This window comes from Bacteroides sp. Marseille-P8574, assembly GCF_902825465.1.
Taxonomy (GTDB): Bacteria; Bacteroidota; Bacteroidia; order Bacteroidales; family Bacteroidaceae; genus Bacteroides; species Bacteroides uniformis.
The window spans coordinates 1,735,219-1,758,707 of record NZ_CADEBE010000002.1; the positions used below are offsets into that span (position 1 = coordinate 1,735,219).

Below are 23,489 nucleotides of genomic sequence, written 5' to 3' on the forward strand. Positions count from 1 at the left end.
CTGTTTGTTTACAACTGTTTACCAATGCTTTTTCAAATTGGAAAGCCGTCTTTGCCTGCCTTTGCTGACATCTTCATTGATGCCTTCCACCATAACGACCAGGTCACTCCAGGTCATGGGGTAAGAACGGGTGGTAGGATCATAGGCGGGTATCTTGAAGGTGCCTTCTTCAAGCAGTTTCTCATAAAGGACCAGACCGCCCGGTTCGGCATGGAGCAATTTTATCTTGGTCCGGAAACGGTTGTAAAAAATAAATACGTCTCCACTTCTGATGTCGCCTCCCATCCTCTCATGCACAAGGCCGCAAAGAGTGAACATCCCTTTTCTCATGTCCGTATAACCGGGGCACAGGAAATATCTCATGCTGTCATTTAGGCAGAACATTGGCATTATATATTTTAGAGATCAGATTCAGGGCAGCTTCACAGCCGGAAGACCCTTTAAACTTCAACTTCAATCCGTTGGGTAATTCCAAGGATATTTCAGAACTGTCCTTTCCTTTCAAGGGAAAAGGAAAGGTAAGCTGGGGAGATGGCAGGGGAGCCTCGTGAGATATACCGGGGGATGGCGTGTCGCCATTGATTACTATGGGGACAAAGTTGCCTTTAACACCTAAGCGGGAGGCTTCTGCCAATAACTCCCGCTCCGTAATACCGTATTTTTGTTTCCAAAGATAGAATCTACTACGGCTATAACCTTCATTCTCACAAAAATCAGCAATGGACAAACCACTCTGCTGCTGACAGAAAAGAACGGAGATAAATTTTTCTCTGCTCATCATGTGTTTACGTCGCTGCATCATAGGATATTATTTTTTTGCAGCAAAAGTAAGGAGGGAAATTGAAGAGTAGAAGATGTACTTATTCAGGCGCTTACTATTTATTATAAAACATAAGAAAAACAGCAGCAATAGGATTATATTTAAAAACAAGAATTTTCTTCCACTTTGTAAAAAACAGTTAAGCAGTTAATCTACTCCAGCTGTTTTTTCTTCATATTGTTGATTCTTTTTTTCCTTATTCATCAAAAACCAAATTTTTCGTTGCCATTTATATACAGCAAATCTTTCATCATCAGAATTGTCCGTCTTTTCCACATATGCTCTTATACTAGGAGCGAAAGGATATCTGGTCTGGATAATATCATCTATCAGATAACCGTTCAGTCCCTTGAATTGATTGAAAAGAAAACTTTTGAACATAAGGTTGATATATTCAGGATCGTTGCATATATACGTTTTATATGCCTGATATGCTTTAGACTTCATATAGTCTGAAGCCCTGCTGCTGAAATTGGGTTTACCAAGCTCTTCTTTTAATGCCTCTTCCAGTTTTTTATACTTAGTAGAGTCCGTTATACTGTACCAATAATGTTCATCGGATTTAGTTATTAGATCCACCCATGCACTGGCTTCCCAATAATCGGTTGCCATTCTTATGGAATCTCTTTGTTCCGGAGACATCGCGTAAAACAAGGAGTCTTTTTCCCAACCTTTAAAAAGGGCTTCAATAGAATCAATCTTCTCTTGTTTCAGTTGTTCGTATATGCCCGGCAATTCTTTATCAAGAATGGAAGTTATTTGGAATGCCCCACTCTCTATTCTACAATTAACCCGTGGATCGGTTATGATAGAGTCGTTGAATACAAAAGCAATCTGCCTGCCTATTGCCTTTTCCGTTTCTTTAGCCCATTTGTTTGATTTATATTTACTGATTTGTCCGCTAATTACGTTTTTTCCAAAATAGTCCGTTTCCAGTCTAAGTGAAATAAAATCTTTTATCGTTACGATAGGTTCTTGAGAAATACTATCCGTTTGTCCGGATAAAATATGATACCAGCCATTTTTCCGGGATTTATTTTGACAAAATAAAAAATGTGGCAGGAAAGAAAACAATACCAATATTACAAATATTTTTTTATACATAACTTAATGTTTACTAAATTCCAATGTCGATTACCGTTCTTCTTCAGATACAATTCCAACGAAGTTCTGGCATATATATACCTAATTAAAATCCAAATAATGATAAGAGTAGCAACTACAGCAACCGTTACAACCATTGTTTTTTATGAGTCCCGAACAGTTCATCGTATTTCAAATTCAGCACTCAGTTTTATCTCTTAGCTATCATTCCATAATGATTTGGATATACGATATCTGCCGGAAGTAATCTTATGATATTCAATAGGGAAATGAAAACAAAGAAAGTCAGATTCAAAAAGCAGGATTTCATCATCCAACATAAACATCCATTTATTCATTTGGGGGCTGATCCATTGATTGTTTTCCCATTTATCCAAAGTCCAATCGTAACCGAAACTAAAAAAAAGATGTTGAGAATTCAAAATAACAACAAACGCCTCTTTGCTTTTCAGTGTATAATCTCCCTGTAGCACTTTCACCTCGATTGCAGTTCCCATTTTATAAGAACCGATGAATCCTGTGGTGGCGCTATACAATTCTGTAGCATCATGGACAGCAATGTTTTTATTTTCCCTTGCCGCCTTACCCGTACATCTTGTTATGAGAATACAGAGCATGAAAAGATATGAAACTGTTGTTATATTCATGGCTTGTCCTCCTTATGCTGTAATCAATTATCAAGATATTCAAATCTTATCGGGAACGTGAACCTTACTTTCAGATTCACTCCATGCTGATTACCGGGTTTCCATTTTGGCATTATTGAAACGATACGTAATGCCTCTTCACATAAAGCGGCATCAGCACTCAGTACAGGATTGACGCTACGGAGAATTATAGGCTGTATCACACTTCCATCCTTATCTATAACAACCTGTACAATAACCCTGCCTTCCAGTCTGCTTTGTCTTGCAGCTTGTGGATACCGGATATTCTGTCTTATAAACTCCATCAGTCCAGGCATACCACCAGGAAACTCAGGCATATTCTGAACAACATCAAATATATCATCCTCGCCTGAAAGTGCCTTATAATCCGAAGACCGTGCGGGGCCTACTGGAATAGGTTTGTCCCTGGATGAAACCCGATGAGAGGTATAGGCTTCAAACCATTGATGGATTGTATAATAACATTCCTCGTTCTCATTATAGGCCCTGATTTTCAAAAGATAATCACCCGGTTGACAGTTATCAGGGAAATCAACACCTATCTCGGCTGTTTCCCCTTTTTCAAGACAAAGGGCGACAGACTCCTTATCCATGTCCTTATCGGGAATCTTATGTAAATTCTTCTGTTTGTCCTCCAGATAGAAATCAGCTTCACCTTTATATATCAGATTATATTTAGGACTGACAATGGAAATATAAACCTTGCCTCCGGAAATGCTTGTACCATTTACTATGATATCCTCACTTTTTTCACGGTTTATCCGGTTGTTATGCCTATCGAAAGAAGCTTTGACCACTCCTTCTGTATCATCTATCAAATGTCCCCATTTTACGAGCCTCGTATTCTTTGCAGGAGGAGCGGCATCCACAGGAGGAATATATTCAATTTCGATGGCTCCTGTGTCTTTCGGATCTTGTTTGGGACCCTCTTCAACTATTATGGGTTGAGTCCGATTGTATTCTTTAGGCAATACAGTATAGAGTCCCTGTTCATCTTTTAATATTTTATGACTGCCCGATTCCAACCATTTATTCCATTCATTGAACAAATCGGATATGAACAGGTACAAATCTTCTGAAATATGGATTTCTTTACCGGATTTGATATTGAATTTCAATCTGTCATTCTCCACAGAAAGAAACTTCCTGGCTCTATCCAACGCTTTCAGGTAAACAATCTGGTTAAAGGCGTAGTTCTTGTTGAAACCTTCTCCTGTATACATATCTATTGCAGCATAGGACATTGTCCCTCTTGCTCTAAGGAAAGTGGTATCGGTTATAGAAACCTTATACCTGTTCGCCTCTTTCCATAAATTCTCTCTCTCAAGTTTTATCAGACTGTCCGTTTCATTATCTACAGGAGATATTTCCTCAAAAACCGTGTCAGTAACATCAGCGTGGTTCTCTTTATTACTTTTTCCATTACAACCGGTCAGAAAAAGACAACATACTAGAATATATAGCATCTCTGTTTTCATATGTCTATAGTACTAATGGTAGCTCCCATTGATTCATGAAACTTCCTTAAAGATAGAGATATTATCCGGATTTTGAATAGCATTTGATTCCTATTTTTCGATACCCTGCTTTAAAACAGTTCTTTTGGAGGCAGGTATAGGTATAAGATATAATCAGGGGGGTGGCAGAGCCGGAAGTATGGAACGAAGTGGAATGTATGACATAACTGTAAGACAAAGTGTTATAAAAAAGTCTGCAAATAAGGTACAAATGCTTAAAGAATAACGTTTTTGTAGTTTTTTTATAACATCCCTTCGGGTTATGCACTATATTCATACTTCATATAGGCTTCTGTCTCTGACTTACCCCTGATCAAAAAAGAATGGAGAGTAAGACAATGTGAAAGAGTTACGGTAGAGTTCAGTTATCAGTCACCACAAAATCCCGGCCGTATCATATCATTTTCTATACCGGGAAAATATGATATACATTGGGTTTGGAATATAAGACAAAAATGACTGGAGAACTTTTATCATTCCGGCCGTTAACTGATATTTATGATGTTGTTGGTGGAATGGTATAGGGTAAGGTATCATCCAATCATTTTTTATTGGCGATTTATTGTTGTTTTCGGTTGGTAATAGTTGTCAAGGGTTGGTTCTTCTTGCCTTTCCCTGCCTCAAGAAAATAGAGAAGCGGAAGAATGTGGGCGGAAATGATGCTTGTATAACCTTTTCAATTTTACCTTGTCAAAAAACAGGTTTTATAGTTTCCCGCCCTGCTTTCCCCGCTTCTTGCTTCTTGAGGGTAGGAAGAATCAAATAAGTACCGAATCATAAACAGAAAGTCGAATGGAGATCGTGATTATAATTCGTTGTTTTGTAATTGCCACCTTAAGCAAATGAGGTATATTGGAAGTGAACTATTAAACCTGTTTCCGGCTGGGTGATGTTGGTTATAATCGGATATGAATTATTTTATTAAGTTCTGAAGTAAATGAATTGTGTCATGCTGGTTCATTAGTCTATTATTGTTTTTTTCCATGCAACATTTCCGGGTATTCAATCTAGCCAATGGAGAGTAAACGGAACGCAATCATTTTTTTTCCTTTAAAACATATTCTTTTTAAGTGATAAACCCAATTTTAAGAAAAAAAGTTGATATTTTTCTCTTTCGTCAGATGTAGGCTCACGCCGCCTGAGTGAGTAGTTATAGTATAGTTATTATACAATTGGCTTTCAGTTTACTCTTACACGAAGAAGCTGCCAATGTTTACAGATAAGACCAGGGATATTCTGTTTTGGGTGTGTAAATGCCAACTCCAAGGGGGGAGATATAGCTTTCAGGGGTGTAAAACGTTCAAAGTATCGATTGGCTCAGAATTCAGTACAATACGATTATTAGATTATACGTCAATGATTTACGTAATAAAAACTGTCTATCCTTAGAGTGTGTAAAACGCATACACACCATATATGACATAGAGAAGCCGGTTCTTTCATAATCCATCGGATACATACGGCATGGAAAGGCTAATAAAATATTCAACAATTCACTATGTATCCGTTCCGCTCCACGATGAACAGTTACAATAGAGAGTCCGGTTAAAAGTCCATAATCAGGAAGTGTACTATAGTTCATATTTTCATAGCCTTTTTTATGACCAGCCGTAGAAACCACAAACTTTAACCTGCTGCAAATATCGGATAGGACAGCAGAATATCATTGCATTCTACCGGCTGAGGACAAGAAGGCATGGAACATTACTTTTAGACAGAAACTATTGAGGGTAGGAGTAAATATCAATTGGAGAGATAAAGGTTTTAGGGTACTTCGTCCCCTTTTACAGTGGAGAAGATGAGGAGGTCGTTTTGTCTGTTTACCGTTTAATTGGATATAACAAGTCAAGCCTGCAATATTTTTATATCTCCTTCTCATGCTTTGGGGGTTAACGGAACGCATCAATCAATTTTTTTCCTTATGCAATCTATTTCTTTTAAGTAAAAATCTCAATTCTAGCAAAAAAAGTTGATTTTGGAATATAATATATTTTCTTCTTTCGTCAGTTGTAGGCTCACGCCGCCTGAGTGGGTATTATTAAGATATAAACAATAGTGAATCCTATCATACAATCTGCCTCCGGTCAACTGTCCAACCACTGCCATGCAACATTTTTCATAATAGAATATACTATGTTCAGATAGTATTGCTGAAATAATGGAATTGTACCTTGAATACCATATCGGATATAAACAGATAACAATCCGGACAATAAAAAGGGAGGTTGCAAAGCTTCATATTCTTATAATAGGAGAGACACACCCTACTGGATACTGTGCTGGACATGAAGAATTTCACCACTTCCTGAAGGTGTGCTTTCTTGGGAACAATAACTTAATTAATAATTTGAAAATGAAAGAGAATACTAAAAATCAGAGAGGTGCCGGGAAGATTATTCCACTGCACCCAAATTTTACAGAGCTGACAAATGATGTCAGCAAAGATACCGGAGTTCTATATGGTCAAAAGAGAAAGGAGGTACGCCATGCCGAATTGGGCTGATGTGGAATACAAGTGTGTCGGTGACCCGAAGGAAGTAAGGTCGCTGCATAAGGTGTTGAAGTATATGGACGACCGTAAGACTTCAATCATAGAGAACGATTTTGGAAAATGGTGGCTGGGGAATCTGGTTGACAGGCTTGGCGGGGACTGGACGACGTTCAACTGCCGTGGGGAGATAACCGGTTACGGGCTGGACGGCAACGTGCTCACAATCAACCATTATACGGCATGGTGCGAGCAGTCCGGACTCAGAGAAAACATTGAACGGGCATTCCCGTCTGTCAAGGTGTATTACCGTGAATGTGAGCCCGCAAACTGTGTCTGTTCTACCAATGATACGACCGGCATGTATTTTCCGGAACCTTACTGCTTGGCCTCCTTTGACAACCAACCGGAGTTTTTCATGACTATCGAAGAAGCTGCCCGATATGTCTCCGGAATAGTGAGGAAAAGGGTGCCTTCTAAGATGAAGGCTATACACAATGCCCTGAAGGGATATATGAGATTGCCGGAGAATCAGGACATGTCATATTCCTTCCATGAAATTAGGATAGTGACGTAGAATCGATAAGACAACAAGAGAAATTGGGTTTAATACCCGGTTTCTCTTATTTTTCTTCGAAGTCTGACAAAGCCAAAGTGAAGAAAGAGTTTCAGAGTTTACACGACAACAAACATAAACATCTGTTTTCAAAAGGTTATTTCTTTTGCCTGCTACCATTGTCTTGGCACGTAGGTATAAGTTTAAGATAATGTTCAATCATAGTAATAGTTCGCGGTATAAACAATACCATAAACTTACTAATCTGGCACTTTGTCAGAGAGCTTTGTACTCTCACCAACGGAAAAGCTCGGAAAGAAAAACCTCGAGTTTTCAATTTATGTCAAAACAGTAATGATAAAAGTCATTTTTTATAAGTTAGAAATTGTAATTCCAACGTAATTTTGCATAACTCATTGGCTTTGGCTGAGCAAAATAGATTTGTGTATTGATTACTGTAAAATTAATGCTTGCTTTTAATGTCATGCTTGTTGGTTTACAGTCTGAAAAGTAAAATTATTAGGTTATATTATCAAAATCGACATTTTGTTCATAATTCTAAGACCCAATGGCGAACAGAATGCTTTCTGAAAATGCTTGTAATCATTTTCATTAAACTGGAATCACAAAAGATGTGAAAGAGGAATAACGCTTTTATTATTCGTCAAGCTATTAATAAATAGCCCTTGAAGTATATTAGTACCCACTAAAAAACACAATAGCTCTTTGAAAAGTTTGAAATATAGTTAGTTACAGATGATTTTAGAAAGAACGGATTCGAAATTGTAGATTTGTATTATAAAGCTATAAATTAGAAACGCCGTTTACTTAGGAATACACTCTCAGATGCTATTGGCGAACTCACTATTTATAAAAGTTCTAAAAATTATTCTTCTTATATACAAAAAGTTTGTTTTGGGATGAATAGCGAAAACGTAAGTATATGTTTTTAATACTACGGATTTACACAACAAATTGTGGAATTTTATAAAAACAGCAAATTGAGTTTTTAAGACTTCCAAATAACGATGAATATTAAGGTTATATGGTTTCAACACAAGGAATATTATGAGAAGACAAATTTACTTTGTGTTCATTGTTTATCGCCCTATAGTAATTATTCAATATGGTATGGAACTTGAGGAAATGTTTATGAAATTCTTAGGCCTTAAGCATATCGTTACTTAATAAAACCATACTTAGAGAATTCTTTAACAAAACTAATTTCAATAATGACAAAAAACAATGCGTTTTTAGTGTTCCTAGTGTATTCAATTTTGACCATACGCGTTTTTGTGAACAACAATAGGATTTATATAAAAAAGAAAAAATTCTCGAAAGCAAAGTGAAACATTTAATACCGTTAAAAAGATGAAGAATTACCCAAAAACACTTCTCTGCCTATTGGCATGCGCCTTGGCAGTAACCGGATGCAAGACACAGAAAGAACCGGCTGTAGCGGACAACGCAATGCTGGTCAGATCTACACAAACACTTGATTCCTTATATGCTCACTATTCCGCACCGGGCACTTGTCTGTTGCGTGAGAATTACCCTTCGGACGTGGAGGGCTATACCGCCACTTATCTGGCTTCCGAGGAACAGAAGAACCGTCCCAATCTCTACTCTTATTTGTGGCCTTATTCCGGTACCTTCTCCGCAGTGAATGCGCTGATGGAGGCCACTAAAGATAACAAGAAAGATTTCGGGAACTATCAGAAGTTGCTTGATGAGAAAGTGCTTCCGGGACTTGCTGAATATTTCGATACTCGTCGTATGCCCGAAGCGTATGCTTCTTACATCAAGGACGCTCCGTTGTCCGACCGCTTTTACGATGACAACGTGTGGCTCGGCATTGACTTCACAGACGTCTATCTGATGACTAGCCAAGAGAACTATCTGCAGAGCGCCAAGCTTATCTGGAAGTTTATAGAAAGCGGTATGGACGATTGTTTGGGAGGAGGTATCTATTGGTGCGAACAGAAGAAGGAATCAAAGAACACTTGTTCCAACGCCCCTGGTTCCGTCTTTGCCCTGAAACTTTTCAAGGCTACGCAAGACAGCTCCTATTTTGAGAAAGGGAAGAGTTTGTACGAGTGGACTAAAGCAACATTGCAGGACACAACAGACTGCCTTTACTTCGACAACATGCGTTTGGACGGTGAGATAGGACGTGCCAAATTTGCCTATAACAGCGGTCAGATGATGCAGTCGGCTGCTTTGCTCTATCAGCTTACCGGTAATGGGCAGTATCTGAAGGATGCGCAAGCGATTGCTGCCGCTTGCCACAATTATTTCTTCATGGAATTCCCCCCCGGACAGGGAGAACCGTTCCGTATGCTGAAGAAGGGCGATGTGTGGTTCACCGCCGTTATGTTGCGTGGTTTTATAGAGCTCTATCAGGTGGACGGTAACAAGGTTTATCTTGATTCCTTTGCCCGCAGTCTGGACTATGCTTGGACGCATGCCCGTGAAGATAACGGCCTTTTCAATACTGATTTCACCGGCAAGAGCTGCGACAATCGTAAATGGCTGCTGACACAAGCCGCCATGGTAGAAATGTACGCGCGTTTGGCCGTGTTCGCTAATCAGTCTTTATAATTAAAACGAATCAGACCAAATGAAAAAGAGAAACATTACCTTGTGCGCTGTTGCCATGCTCTGTATGCAAGGCTATGCTAAGGCAGACACTTTTACCCTGAAAGGTGACAACACTTGTGTGGAGAACTATGCTCAGATGACTGCTGCTTACAAGAGCAATCGTCCAAAAATGAAGAAACGCCTTTTCACCTCAAAAGCGGTGGAAGCTGAGATTGTTCGCGTGAAGAAACTGCTTACCAATCCTAAGTTGGCGTGGATGTTTGAGAATTGCTTTCCTAATACGCTTGACACTACTGTACACTTTCGCATGCTGGACGGTAAACCCGATACTTTTGTTTATACCGGTGACATCCATGCTATGTGGCTGCGTGACTCCGGTGCGCAGGTGTGGCCATATGTGCAGTTAGCCAACAATGATGCGCAATTGAAAGAGATGCTCGAAGGTGTCATTCGCCTTCAGTTCCTTTGCATCAACATTGATCCGTACGCCAATGCTTTCAACGACGGACCTACGGGTGGCAACTGGATGACTGACTTGACAGATATGAAGCCCGAACTGCACGAGCGCAAATGGGAGATAGACTCTCTTTGTTACCCGCTTCGTCTGGCTTACCAGTATTGGAAAGTAACTGGTGACAGCAGTATCTTCGACGGTGAATGGATGAAGGCAATTACTGCTATCCTGAAGACTTTCAAGGAACAGCAGCGTAAGGACGGTGTAGGCCCCTACCGTTTTCACCGTAAGACGGACCGTGCTCTGGCTACGCTGAATAACGACGGCTTGGGTGCTCCGGTCAAACCGGTGGGACTGATTGTTTCCGCTTTCCGCCCATCGGACGATGCCACTACGCTTCAGTACCTGGTCCCTTCCAACTTTTTCGCTGTCTCTTCTTTGAGAAAGGCTGCTGAAATTCTGACGGAAGTGAACAAGGAAACATCCTTGGCCAAAGAATGCACCGATTTGGCAGCCGAAGTGGAGGCAGCCTTGAAGAAATATGCCACTTACAATCATCCTGAGTTTGGGACAATCTATGCATTTGAAGTAGATGGATTCGGCAATCATCTGTTAATGGACGATGCCAATGTACCCAGCCTTCTTGCTATGCCTTATTTGGGTGATGTGGACGTAAACGACCCTATCTATCAGAATACACGCCGCTTTGTGTGGAGTGGCAGCAACCCTTACTTTTTTAAAGGTAAAGCCGGTGAAGGTATCGGAGGTCCGCACATTGGTTATGATATGGTATGGCCTATGAGTATCATGATGAGGGCATTCACCAGCCAGAATGATGAGGAGATAAAGATTTGTATCAAAATGCTGATGGATACGGATGCCGGTACGGGATTCATGCACGAGTCTTTCCACAAGGATGACCCTACTAACTTTACCCGTGCATGGTTTGCTTGGCAGAACACGTTGTTTGGAGAATTGATTCTGAAATTGGTGAATGAGGGTAAGGTGGACTTGTTGAACAGTTTATAAGAAGAAAAAATTTAACAGAAGGGAATCTTGAGGTAAAAGTAAATATAAGTTACGTGGATTGTTTGTCTGTTTTGCTTGAAAAACTTACATTTTTTATTTTTGGTCCCTTTTGTTCTTGTAAACAACTGATTTGATTTGCAAACCCTAATAAATTTAATCCATTAAACAGCTAATTAATGAAAAGAAATAATTTGGTTGTATTTGTTTTCTTTATTTACATTGTTGTCTACGAGCAGATGTCTGCCTGTCCAGTAGATCTACAGAGTGATTATTTGGAAAATCCTATTGGCATAGACAACCCGGTTCCTCGTCTTTCTTGGCGACTAGATGACAGCAGGCAGAATGCTGTGCAGACTTCCTGGCGGATCGTGGTAGACGAAGACTCGTTGAATGTAGCCAATGGTTGCGGTAGGATGTGGGATAGTGGGAAGAACAGTTCCCGTAATCAGCTTGTGAGCTATGCGGGCAAAAAACTGCAACCTTTCACTAAATATTATTGGAAAGTAATCTGCGGTGACATGGAATATAAGGAAACTGCTTCTCTTGTCTCTTACTTTGAAACGGGCATGATGGGGATGCAACATTGGCAAGGTGCTTGGATTGGCGATGGCAAGGATATTCATTATGGGCCTGCCCCTTACTTCCGAAAAGAGTTCAAGACCGGCAAAAAGGTAAAGTCAGCGCGTGCTTATATTGCCGCTGCTGGACTATATGAGCTTTACATCAATGGCAAGAAGATAGGAGACCACTGCCTTGCTCCTCTCTATACCCGCTTTGATCGCCGCAACTTGTATGTGGCTTATGATGTGACTTCACAATTACAGAATGGCGACAACGCTATTGGCGTACTTTTGGGTAACGGCTGGTATAACCATCAATCCAAAGCAGTGTGGGACTTCGACCGTGCCCCTTGGCGCAACCGTCCCGCTTTCTGTCTGGACTTACGCATTACCTACACCGATGGAAGCGTGGAGACTATTCCCACCGATCTCAGTTGGCGGACAGCGTCGGGTGCAATCACTTTCAATAGTATCTATACTGGCGAGCACTACGATGCACGTCTGGGGCAGAAAGGATGGAGCACTCCGGAATTCGATGATTCCAAGTGGCGCGGAGTAGCCTATCGGAGTGTACCTTCTTCCAATGTCACTGCCCAGCAAGTACATCCCATCCGTAATGTAAAGATTTTCCCCGCCGTCTCTTTCCGCAAAGTGGACGAGAAAACATACATCTATGATTTCGGGCAAAATATGTCCGGTGTGACTTGTATTCATGTTTCGGGTGAACGGGGAACGGAGGTCAGAATCAAACATGGCGAACGCTTACATCCAAATGGTCGCCTCGATCTCTCGAACATTGATGTCTACTTTCGAGGCGATAAGGAGAAAGACCCTTTTCAGACGGACATTCTCATTCTGAGTGGAGAAGAGGATGAGTTCATGCCCCGATTTAATTACAAGGGATTTCGTTATGTGGAGGTAGTGGCAGATAAGCCTATTGAGCTTGACCAAAACAGCTTGATTGCTTACTTCATGCACAGTGATGTGCCGGCAGTAGGTAGCTTGGAATCTTCGAGCCCACTGATAGGCAAGCTGCTCCATGCTGCCAATCACTCTTACCTTTCCAATCTGATGGGCTACCCCACCGATTGCCCTCAGCGAGAGAAGAACGGTTGGACTGGTGACGGTCATTTTGCCATTGAGGCAGCATTTTATAACTTTGATGGAATTACCGTTTACGAAAAATGGTTGGCCGACCATCGTGACGAACAGCAGCCCAATGGAGTGCTGCCCGATATTATTCCAACTGGTGGATGGGGATATGGTACAGACAACGGGCTGGACTGGACTAGTACTATTGCCATCATCCCTTGGAATATCTACCTCTTCTACGGTGATAGCAAGCCCTTGAGCGATTGTTACGAGAGCATCAAACGTTATGTGGATTATGTGGAGCGTATCTCTAACAATCATCTCACTACGTGGGGGCGCGGAGACTGGGTGCCGGTGAAGTCAAAATCCAATAAAGAGTTGACTTCCTCAGTCTACTTTTATGTAGATACCAAGATTTTGGCCGCTGCTGCCAAACTCTTCGGCAAACAGGCCGATTACGAATATTATAATGCCTTGTCGGAGGAAATAAAGCAAGCTGTCAATGATAAGTTCCTGAATCGAGAAACAGGCATCTATGCCGAAGGTTCACAAACCGAATTGAGTGTTCCCTTGCAATGGAAGATTGTGCCCGAAGAGTTGATAGGAAAAGTGGCAGCTAACTTGGCACATAAGGTGGAAGAGGACGATTTTCACTTGGATGTGGGTGTATTAGGAGCTAAAGCTATTCTGAATGCACTCAGCGAAAATGGTTATGCTGAAACAGCTTATAAGGTGGCTGTACAGGACACTTATCCTTCATGGGGTTGGTGGATGGTGAACGGTGCCACTACGCTGCTCGAGAACTGGGATTTGCAGGCTACTCGTGACATCTCGGACAATCATATGATGTTCGGTGAAATAGGTGCCTGGTTCTACAAGGGGCTGGGAGGTATTTTCCCTGATCCCGCGCAACCTGGTTTTCAAAACATTCTGCTCCGTCCCCATTTCATAAAGGAATTGAAACGGTTTGAAGCTCGTCATCGGTCGCCTTACGGTGAAATTGTTTCTCGCTGGAAGTGGAAGGGGAAAAGTGTGTATTACGAAGTTACAGTACCCGCTAACAGTACAGCTACACTTATCTTACCGGATAAGTTCAAAGGTGAAAAAATAGTGGAGTTGAAAGCTGGTAAATATGAATTTGTTGTAGAGTAATAATAATTAAACAACTAAGACAAAGAAAACATGAAAAACAAAAGTATGCTAATGTCTTCTGGTACAATATCTACCAAGATTGTACTTTGTTCTTTTGGGTAACATGGTGTTCTAATAATAAGCCGAGGCTTTTGTATAGATGAAGCGAAACTGTGAAAGCAGTGAAATTGTTTACTTCATGGGAGGATACAGCTAATGTGTTCCATACCGGAAATCAGGTAGATGAGGCTGTCTCAAAATAAACTTGAGATGGCCTCTTTATATTCATATTAGTTCAATTTCTGCAATGTGCAATAATCTCAATCAAGAACTACGTTTATGTTGTCGCGTCCCATGACATAATGTTGGGCTCTTGCGTTCTAACAGATCTTGACCGACTTGAAATCAATACAGAAACCATCCTCGGTGTCATCAATAGAAACCGTGATATTCTTGCGGATTTCCTCGGCAAATCCGGTCGTCTGTTGACAGCGGATATTGAATTGATGGCGGCTGATAAGACGGGGAGACAGTCCATGTATTTATTGTGAAGACGATGAAAAAGATAGTTTTCGCTATCAAAAAAAGTCTCGCTGTTATGCTGAGTACAATGCTCTCAAAGTCAGTAAACTTGGGTACAACACTACAATGAGAGGTATTTCCAAGTTTATTCACACGATTTTCTGCGAAAACCTCGTAGATTCCGAAGATTCAAACTTCATTTGCTATGAAATTACGCACAAGCATAGCGATGCTTATTAAGGGTATGGTTACCAGCAATTTACTGATAATCCATAATTCATAAAACTTTTTACTTATACATTCTTAGAATTTTAATTCGTCCAACGAGTATGGATTACCATCTAGTAGGAGACCATTATGTGTATGTATTACATGCCAATTATCAAATAGCATGTTTAGGTACTGAAGATCAGAAAAAAATATGAGTATGGCAACAGATGTTAATGGCATAGAAACTCTTTAGACATTCATACAGGATGTCTCCTTTCTATTCCTTGATAAGCCTTTGACTGTATTTTTTAGTTTATTGTTCGTTTGAAGAAGTAAGTTGTCGTTTGCAAAATAACTATAGAAAGTTGTTTTAATGAAGGGAGCAAAAGACCGAAAAACAGAATTCAAGAAAGGTCTAAAAAACTGAAGGAATGTAAGTGCTGCAAGTTCATGTCTATACGAGAAAACTTATTCAAAATAATCAATTGTGGCAAAATTAGAATGATAAGTATCATTTTTATTAGATGTGTAGCGGTTGTTTAAATTATTTTTGTACCATTAAAATCCTATATCCCCGTAGTTTCATAGCTTAAATTTTTGCTTAGATGTAAAATTACGGGACTATAACAGTCACAATGAATAAGAATATCCATAAACAACTGATCGAAGGTCTGAAATCTGGCTCCTATAAAGATTTCGATAAATTATATGCTATTTATGCTGATTTGCTATACGGTTTTGTATTGAATCTGACCAAATCATCAACTATGGCTGAAGATATTTTGCAAGACACTTTTTTACGTATATGGCAGACTAGAGGGGAGCTTTCAGCCGAAATGTCTTTTAAATCCTATCTATATACCATTGCCCACAACCTAGTCATTGACGCTTTTCGCTACCAGATGCGAAGTGTTGTTTTCGAGGAATACATAGTTAGTGATGCTTACCTTAATTATTCAGAAAATACAGTGGAAAAAGACATTATTTTCGATGAATTTAAAAATAGATTAGAACAAGTAAAGAAAAGGTTTAGCAATCGACAGTACCAAATATTTGAATTAAATTGGGGAAAGGGATTATCTGTCTCTGTCATTGCTAAACAACTAGGGATAACAGAAAAAACCGTAAGGAACCAACTAATTTTGATTAAGCAAGCACTACGAATCGAATTGTCATACTATTAACCGTTCTCTTCTTTTGCTTTTATAACATGTTTTATAACATACAAAAAATATCGGGACTTTTTTTTCGTTAAACGTATCTCTTTAAATGATGCGAAAAAGTGTATGAGAAATTCTATTATAAGAAACCTTTTAAATAGATTTATGTACGAGAAACTAACTCCAACGGATTTTCAGTTATTAAAGGAGAATGTTTCAGATTCTTCTGATGACGAACTTGTTCAGGAAATACAAGCTTTGTGGGACGAATTTAAAACAACTCACATGAATCAGAATATTAAAGAGGTAGTTCTAAGTGATATCCATCGTCAAATGACAGCTATCTCTAAACGTTCTATCTTCAATTGGGCAAGGACAGCTGTAGTGATATTGCTTCTTCTGGTGACTTCATTAGCCCCTTATTACTATTTCCATAATAAATATATTTCTGTCCCCCAAGAATTTGTCATTATGACAGAAAAAGGACAAAAAACAAAAGTGCTATTACCCGATGGTACAGAGGTATGGCTCAATTCCGATTCGGAATTAACTTACTCCTCTGATTTTAATCGGAACAACCGAAAAGTAAAACTGAAAGGAGAAGCCTTTTTTGATGTGACTAAAAGTACAGATCAACGTTTTGTTGTAGAAGCAACATCTGTAAATGCTATTGTATATGGAACCGCTTTTAATGTCATGGCTTATCCTAATGAAGAAACAATAGATATCTCCCTCGTAAGAGGTAAAGTTGGTGTAGAAAACATAATTGATAACTATCTTTTAGCAGAGTTATCGCCGAATCAATTAATTTCTATTTCAAAAAAAAATATGCAATGGAGCATTCGGAATTGCGACGCTCAGATAGAAAGTTTATGGACACAAAATAAACTTAAATTCGAAAACGCATCAGCCGCAGAGGTGTTTTACAAGCTTGAGCACTGGTATGGAATAAACATACACATTGAAAATCTGAATAAAGAATTCTGCTACAGTTTTACCCTTAAGAGCGACCCCCTCAGGGAAATATTGAATGAGATAAATAAAATTACACCTATTGATTATAAAATAAATGGAGAGGAGGTGAATATCAAATATAAGTAAAGGTGAGTTCTATCAATTCAATTTATCCTCTTGTATCAGACAGCAGAACTCTTTAACTGCCCAATTTGTGAGCTTTAGTCTTTCAAATTTAGCGAATATTTTCTACCCCCCCCAATTTTTACAATAATTAACTTGTGTTTGTTGTAAAAATTGGATGTGCAGGCATAATTCACCCCAACAACTCAGGTTTCAGCCTGATTATTTGCGTGTAACGACTGATGTTATACACAAGACTGGTGAGTGCTACATTGGCTTTAGCACGAATAAGCCCTACTGTACGCACCACAAGTCCACGCATGGTTTGTTCCTCAAACCCGAATACATGCTCGACAAGGCAACGTGTCTTGGATTTTTTCCTATTGTCTGATTTCTGCTCCTTGGTAAGCGGACGGTTACGGTAGCCCTTTTCGCAAATTATCGGATTCATCTTATGCTGTTTTACAATCTCCTCTTGTCCGACATAACCGGCGTCCAAATACAAGTCCTTGCCTTCGTCTTTTTCATCCAGCAGTCCTTCAAAGCCTTTGGAATCATGCACTTCTGCCGACGTGGTATCATAAGAAAGTATGATCTTATTGCGTTTCTCAACTTTAGTATGCTGCTTGTAGCCGTAAAAAGTCTCATCACGCTTCTTTGTCCAGCGGGCATCTACATCCTTGTGGCACTTCTTGTGGGGATTGTCATTCCACAACTTATTACCCGCTCCCTGTTTTATCTGCTCATTTTCATCACGGGTGTTACGTTGGCGAGGGGCAATAACAAAACTGGCATCAATGATGCGACCCTCATTGAATTGCAGACCCTTACTTTCCATGAAACTATGAAATTCCGAAAAAAGCTTGTCATAAACGCCTGTATTTGTCAGGAGTTCGCGATACTTCCACACCGTCTTCTCGTCAGGAACATCGTCAACACATTCAATACCAAGAAACTTGCGGAAACTCGTACGGTCAACTATCTGATACTCTATCTGATGGTCACTCAAACCATAATAACGCTGAAGAAACAAGACCTTGAACATCAGCACACAGTCTATCGGCGGACGACCGGCATTACTTTTGCGCTCTCCGGTAAAAAGGGCTGATTCAAGAGTAGGACGAAAGATCTCAAAATCAACATACTGAGACAACACTTCAAGAGGATTGCCCATTTCATTCAAACGCAATTCACGATTCTCTGACTCAAATAGTTGATTATAACGAAGCTTACGGTATCGGGATAACTTGTTCATTATAAAATTCTTATTTTCTGCAAATTTACGCTCTTGGAACCATATAAACAACTGTACTACAATATTTTAATTTATAGAACTCCTCTAAAGCGATTTTAAAGTAAGTATGGGGAACAGCCATTCTTCATGCTCGAGGTATACAATATATTATAGTTTACTTTTATCTAAGTACCGCTTAGTTAAAGCAAAGAAGGTAGTATACAATTGGCAAAATTATAGTTTTTAAATTTAAATCTAATATTTATGCAATTTAGGAAAAAGCAGATATTGCTAATCATATTCTTTTTCTTTTTTATATGTAACGGTTTATTTGCACAGTTGTCTCAAAAAATCGATATACGATTAGAAAAAGGAACGATTAAAAGTTTTTTTACTGCGATAGAAAGTAAAACGGATTATACATTCATGTATAATAATCTAGAACTTACGACTCCAGTAACAATCACGGCAAAACAAATTGAGTTATCAACAGTTTTAGAACATGTTTTGTCTCCATTGAATATTGAATATGAAGTTTCTGGCAAGCGTATTATTCTGAAAAAAGCAAAAGGTTTGTCTGAAAATAATAAGACGGTAATTGTCGGTACTGTTACTGATGAACGGGGAGAACCAATAATAGGAGCTAATCTTGTAGAGAAGGGAACCACGAATGGAACTATAACCGACTATAATGGACAATTTAGTATTTCGGTTGCAAAAAATGCGGTATTACAAGTTTCTTATATTGGCTATATAGCACAAGAGTTGGCTTTGAAAAACAAAAAATCCATAAATATCGTACTGAAGGAAGATCTTAAAATGTTGGAGGAAGTAGTAGTGGTAAGCTATGGTACTCAGAAAAAGAGAGATATGACGGGATCTATTTCAAGTGTGAAAGCAGATGCATTAAGTGACTTGCCTGTAGGACAAATTGGACAGAAGTTACAAGGACAAGTCGCAGGTGTACAAATTAATCAATCTACTGGTATTCCTGGACAAGGAATGGCTTTTCGTATCCGCGGAGCTGTTTCTATCAATAATAGCAGCCAACCATTAATTGTAGTAGATGGTTTCCCTATTTCTACTGGGTTGAATAATATTAATCCAGATGAAATAGAATCTTTCTCTGTATTAAAAGATGCAGCAGCAACCGCCTTATATGGCTCTAGAGCTGGTAATGGGGTCATTCTTATAACTACAAAAAGAGGTAAACAAGGTAAATTGAATGTACAAGTTCAGGCAAATTTAGGGGTTCAAACATTAAATGGACTGAACGACATGGATGTAATGAACGCTAGAGAGTTTGCACAATTTAAAAAAGAATCTTTTGAAGATGCCATAAAATGGGGAAAAAGAGAAGAAAGTCTAGGAGTTCCAACTCAATACCAAAATCCTAATCAGTATGGAGAGGGAACTGACTGGTATAAGCTAATGACACAAAATGCTCTCATACAGAATTATTCTATAAATTTTGCCGGAGGTAACAAAGCTGCTACAACGTCAAATACTATTGGTTATTTCAAGCAAGATGGGGTTGTTAAAAACTCTGGATTCGAACGCATTTCATTTCGAAGTAATAATGATTTTCAATTAAATGATAGAGTGAAAATAGGCTTAAGTGTATCGCCTATTCTTCAATTATTCCATAACCAAGGGACAGACGGAAATCGAGCTATCCTTAGTGCTTCGATGCTAGCTGATCCTACAGAAAGTCCTTATGACGAAAATGGAAATTTAAAAATTTCTCTGAGTCCATCTTCTTCGGGAACAGGAATGTTTTCTCAAGTTAACTGGGTGCGTGCTATAACGGAAAGAAAAGATAATTATAATATATTGACGCTTTTAGCAAATGCATTTATTGATATTGATATTTGGGGAGGAATTAAATATAAAATGCAAACAGGAATAGATACAGAATGGAGAAAGCAAAGGACATGGACTCCAAGTACAGCTGCAGGAGATTGGATTTCTGCACCTCCGGGAAAGGCTTCTGCTAATTACAATAATGCCAATTACTATACATGGAATGTTGAAAATATGCTCACATTTGACAAAACTTTCGGTAATCATACTGTAGGTGCATTGATTGGATATTCAGCTCAGAAATATAGACGGGAATTTGCAAACATTTCCGGAAGCGAATTTCCTGATGACGAAATAGAGTGGATTACTTCTGCTTTGACTACGCGACAAGGCAATACCGGCATGGAAGACTGGACTATTGCATCTTTATTAGCTAGAATTTCTTATAAATTCAAAGACAAATATTTATTGCAAGCAAATATTAGACGCGATGGTAGTTCCCGTTTTGGCTCTGGTCACAAATGGGCCAATTTCCCTTCTGCATCTGCTGGGTGGATAATTTCAGAAGAACCTTTTATGGAATCATCAAGAGAATTGATGAATTACTTGAAACTGCGAGTCAGCTATGGTATAACAGGTAATTATAACATAGGAAACTATACGCATCTTGCGACAGTTGCTTCTGCAAATTATCCTTTTGGAGGAGAAGTTTCTCCTGGGAAAACTCTGACACAAATAGGTAATCAAAAACTATCTTGGGAAGAGAACTCACAGTTTGATATTGGAGTAGATTTTGGTTTTCTTAATGATAGGATTTTTTTAATGTATGATTTTTATACCAAAAAGACAAAGTCATTGCTTAATAATCTAGAAATACCATGGACTTCAGGTTTTAGTAGCGTGATGTCAAACATGGGAAAAATTAAAAGTTGGGGACATGAAATTTCAATTGAATCAAGAAATTTGGTTGGAGAATTTCAATGGAAAACAAACTTAAATTTAACATTTAATCGTAATAAGGTACTACAACTTAGCGCCATGAGTGATCATATTGGTGGAGATTCAGAATTCTATAATTGGAACAGATTGGAAGTGGGTCAACCTGTTGGAATTTTTATGGGATATGTATTTGATGGTGTATATATGAATAAGTCGGAATTTGACTCACAGCCTAAACACTCCACTTCACAAATAGGCTCTGTAAGGATGAAAGATATCAGTGGACCTACTGGAGTCCCAGACGGAATAATTGATATGAATGATAGAACAAAAATTGGCGATCCTAATCCGGATATGATATTTGGTATCACAAACGAGTTCAAATGGAAGAATTTTGATTTAAGTCTTTTACTTACTGGTCAGCTTGGAGGAGATATTTTTGCCGGATGTTATGAGAATACACTGAATCTAGATGGCGTATTTAATGTATTGAAAACAGTAAAAAATCGTTGGCGTTCAGAGGAAAATCCTGGGAACGGGCTTATTCCTAGTACAATGGCAGGTACAACAGAGCTTTATCGTTCCAATCATAGCGGATGGGTTTATGATGCAACACATTTAAGTTTAAAAAATCTAACATTAGGCTATACTATTCCATTTAAATCTAATAAGTATATATCTAATGCTAGAATATATTTCTCAGCTCAACAACTTTTTACTATCTGTAGTTATCCTGGGCCTAATCCACAAGTTTCGGATAATAATGAGTTGGGATGGAATGGAATGGGAGTTGATAGAACTACTTATCCAATCCCTCGTACATTTAGTGTTGGATGTAGTATTAATTTTTAACAAATAAAATGCGAAATATATGAAGAATGTTATATTGTTCTGTTTTACTGTATTATTTTTTTCTTGTAATAATGATTTTTTAATCACTACACCGGAAACAGAATTGACTGATGAAGTGTTTTTTGTAACAGAAGAACATTTTAAGCAAGCAACAACAGGCATTTATCAGCCTTTGCGCGATCACTTTTATGCTAGAAGTTGTTGGCTTATGGGAGAAATGAGATCGGATAATACTCATTATAACTATTATACTCCAAACAGATTAGCAACTTGGGAAGAAATTGGCAACTTTCTTGAAGATTCTAATAACGACCATATCAGTGATTATTGGAGAATCTCTTATAATGCTATAGCTAGAGCAAATACAGTTATAGATAGAATTGAAGAAAAAGATTTTACAGAAGATTTCAAGGCTAGCATTTTGGGAGAAGCCAAATTTTTGAGAGCATATGTGTATTTTGGACTAGTCCAATATTTTGGAGGAGTTCCTATTAATATACATGAGGTTAAATCACCGGAACAAGCTTTTATTCCACGAAATACTGTTGAAGAAGTATATAATCAAATCATTGAAGATGTAAAATATGCTATTGATAATCTCCCCACAGTTTCCAAATTTCCAACAGATGGTAGAGCAACAAAAGGAGCTGCCAAAATGTTGTATGCCTATGTCTTGATGACAAAACCTACAAGGGACTATCTTGAAGCTGAAAAGCAATTGAAAGATATTTTAAATATGGGTTATGGCCTTTTAGATAATTATAGAGATGTATTTGATACATCTAAGAAAAATTCGAAAGAGCACATTTTCTCAATTCAATATATGATGGGGGATTACGGTCTGGAAAGTATGTTTCTATACGAATTCTTACCTCGAACAACAGATACAGAATTAGCAACTGGAGTAAAGACTTCCAATAATGTTGGTACTGGAGGGTGGAATATTCCTACCCAACAAATGATAGACTCTTATGAACCAGGAGACCTACGGCTAAATCCTTCCATTGCCGTAGCTGTTGGCAGTTCAAGTGATGGCGAAGTATTAGTTTATGAAGACATATTGAAAGTTGGCGATCCAAAGATAGAACAACATGCTTATGCTCGCCCATTCATCAACAAATATCGTTGGCCTCATGTCAAAATAAATAACACCAATGATAATTGGCCAGTTTATCGTTATGCCGATGCATTATTATTATTAGCAGAAAATCTGGTAGAACAAGGCAAAACAGAAGAAGCTGCACAATATGTAAACCAAGTAAGAAGACGTGCTGGTCTGCCTGAGGTATTCAATATAACAGCAGAAGTTGTGGCTAATGAGCGAAAGCATGAATTGGCATTCGAAAATCATAGATGGCAAGATTTATTGAGAACTGGAAAAGCACTTGAAGTAATGGCTGAATATGCAAAATACATAAAAAGTATTGATATTATGATTCCGTCAAATGCATATAATTTATCGCAAGACAAATTGTTGTTCCCGATCCCATATAGAGAAATTGCAGTAAATCCTTTAATAACTCAAAATAAGGGATATTAGTTAAAATTTTTCCTTCCTCTCCTTGGGTTGTGTTAAAGAGGGGAAGGAATTATTCTGCATTGCAAATAACTGGTAATTTAATTTTGGGCTTAAGATGTTTATGCAATAGATTTTTTATAGAATTCTTATTTT

16 protein-coding genes are annotated in these 23,489 nt (G+C 38.6%); 10 read left to right on the plus strand and 6 right to left on the minus strand.

The window, feature by feature from the left end:
• Nucleotides 1–18 precede the first annotated feature (18 nt).
• The 5 genes from tnpB to HUX74_RS20885 all read right to left on the minus strand — a co-directional run bounded on the left by tnpB (nucleotide 19) and on the right by HUX74_RS20885 (nucleotide 4,070).
• Complete coding sequence (gene tnpB, locus HUX74_RS19915) at nucleotides 19–363, minus strand: IS66 family insertion sequence element accessory protein TnpB (RefSeq protein ID WP_254592900.1); 345 nt, start codon at nucleotides 361–363, stop codon at nucleotides 19–21.
• A gap of 4 nt (nucleotides 364–367) precedes the next feature.
• Nucleotides 368–802: an IS66 family insertion sequence element accessory protein TnpB gene (locus HUX74_RS19920; protein WP_174647277.1), complete on the minus strand. Its 435-nt coding sequence runs from the start codon at nucleotides 800–802 to the stop codon at nucleotides 368–370.
• A 165-nt stretch (nucleotides 803–967) separates the two neighbouring features.
• Entirely contained in the window at nucleotides 968–1,924 is a 957-nt protein-coding gene (locus HUX74_RS19925) for a hypothetical protein (RefSeq protein WP_174647278.1), read from the minus strand.
• Nucleotides 1,925–2,121: 197 nt separating this feature from the next.
• Complete coding sequence (locus HUX74_RS19930; protein ID WP_174647279.1) at nucleotides 2,122–2,571, minus strand: immunoglobulin-like domain-containing protein; 450 nt, start codon at nucleotides 2,569–2,571, stop codon at nucleotides 2,122–2,124.
• A 23-nt stretch (nucleotides 2,572–2,594) separates the two neighbouring features.
• The gene (locus tag HUX74_RS20885; RefSeq protein WP_254592901.1) at nucleotides 2,595–4,070 is read right to left on the minus strand and encodes an energy transducer TonB; all 1,476 of its coding nucleotides are present in this window, start codon (nucleotides 4,068–4,070) and stop codon (nucleotides 2,595–2,597) included.
• Nucleotides 4,071–6,267: 2,197 nt separating this feature from the next.
• Here HUX74_RS20885 and HUX74_RS19945 point away from each other — a divergent pair.
• From HUX74_RS19945 to HUX74_RS19980, 8 genes are all read left to right on the plus strand, one after another.
• On the plus strand, nucleotides 6,268–6,612 hold the full coding sequence (locus HUX74_RS19945) for a hypothetical protein (RefSeq protein WP_174647280.1): 345 nt from the start codon (nucleotides 6,268–6,270) through the stop codon (nucleotides 6,610–6,612).
• The gene (locus HUX74_RS19950) at nucleotides 6,569–7,174 is read left to right on the plus strand and encodes a hypothetical protein (protein WP_254592902.1); all 606 of its coding nucleotides are present in this window, start codon (nucleotides 6,569–6,571) and stop codon (nucleotides 7,172–7,174) included. Before HUX74_RS19945 ends, HUX74_RS19950 begins: the two co-directional genes overlap by 44 nt.
• A 1,350-nt stretch (nucleotides 7,175–8,524) precedes the next feature.
• On the plus strand, nucleotides 8,525–9,754 hold the full coding sequence (locus HUX74_RS19955; protein WP_174647281.1) for a glycoside hydrolase family 76 protein: 1,230 nt from the start codon (nucleotides 8,525–8,527) through the stop codon (nucleotides 9,752–9,754).
• A gap of 19 nt (nucleotides 9,755–9,773) precedes the next feature.
• On the plus strand, nucleotides 9,774–11,237 hold the full coding sequence (locus HUX74_RS19960; protein ID WP_174647282.1) for a glycoside hydrolase family 125 protein: 1,464 nt from the start codon (nucleotides 9,774–9,776) through the stop codon (nucleotides 11,235–11,237).
• Between the two features lie 176 nt (nucleotides 11,238–11,413).
• On the plus strand, nucleotides 11,414–14,041 hold the full coding sequence (locus HUX74_RS19965) for an alpha-L-rhamnosidase (protein WP_174647283.1): 2,628 nt from the start codon (nucleotides 11,414–11,416) through the stop codon (nucleotides 14,039–14,041).
• 341 nt (nucleotides 14,042–14,382) lie between these two features.
• Nucleotides 14,383–14,571 (plus strand): hypothetical protein, encoded by a 189-nt coding sequence (locus HUX74_RS19970; protein ID WP_174647284.1) that lies wholly within the window; start codon nucleotides 14,383–14,385, stop codon nucleotides 14,569–14,571.
• Nucleotides 14,572–15,387: 816 nt separating this feature from the next.
• Nucleotides 15,388–15,936, plus strand: a complete 549-nt coding sequence (locus tag HUX74_RS19975; protein WP_174647285.1) for an RNA polymerase sigma factor — start codon at nucleotides 15,388–15,390, stop codon at nucleotides 15,934–15,936.
• 141 nt (nucleotides 15,937–16,077) lie between these two features.
• Entirely contained in the window at nucleotides 16,078–17,013 is a 936-nt protein-coding gene (locus HUX74_RS19980) for a FecR family protein (protein ID WP_174647286.1), read from the plus strand.
• 169 nt (nucleotides 17,014–17,182) lie between these two features.
• Here HUX74_RS19980 and HUX74_RS19985 read toward each other — a convergent pair whose 3' ends face one another.
• Nucleotides 17,183–18,244 (minus strand): IS5-like element IS1169 family transposase, encoded by a 1,062-nt coding sequence (locus tag HUX74_RS19985; RefSeq protein WP_008657074.1) that lies wholly within the window; start codon nucleotides 18,242–18,244, stop codon nucleotides 17,183–17,185.
• Between the two features lie 243 nt (nucleotides 18,245–18,487).
• Here HUX74_RS19985 and HUX74_RS19990 point away from each other — a divergent pair, with 243 nt between their 5' ends.
• Both HUX74_RS19990 and HUX74_RS19995 read left to right on the plus strand, forming a co-directional pair.
• Nucleotides 18,488–21,817 carry a TonB-dependent receptor gene (locus HUX74_RS19990; protein ID WP_174647287.1) on the plus strand — a complete coding sequence of 1,110 codons (3,330 nt, stop codon included), beginning with the start codon at nucleotides 18,488–18,490 and terminating at the stop codon, nucleotides 21,815–21,817.
• Between the two features lie 19 nt (nucleotides 21,818–21,836).
• Entirely contained in the window at nucleotides 21,837–23,357 is a 1,521-nt protein-coding gene (locus HUX74_RS19995; protein WP_174647288.1) for a RagB/SusD family nutrient uptake outer membrane protein, read from the plus strand.
• Nucleotides 23,358–23,489 lie beyond the last annotated feature (132 nt).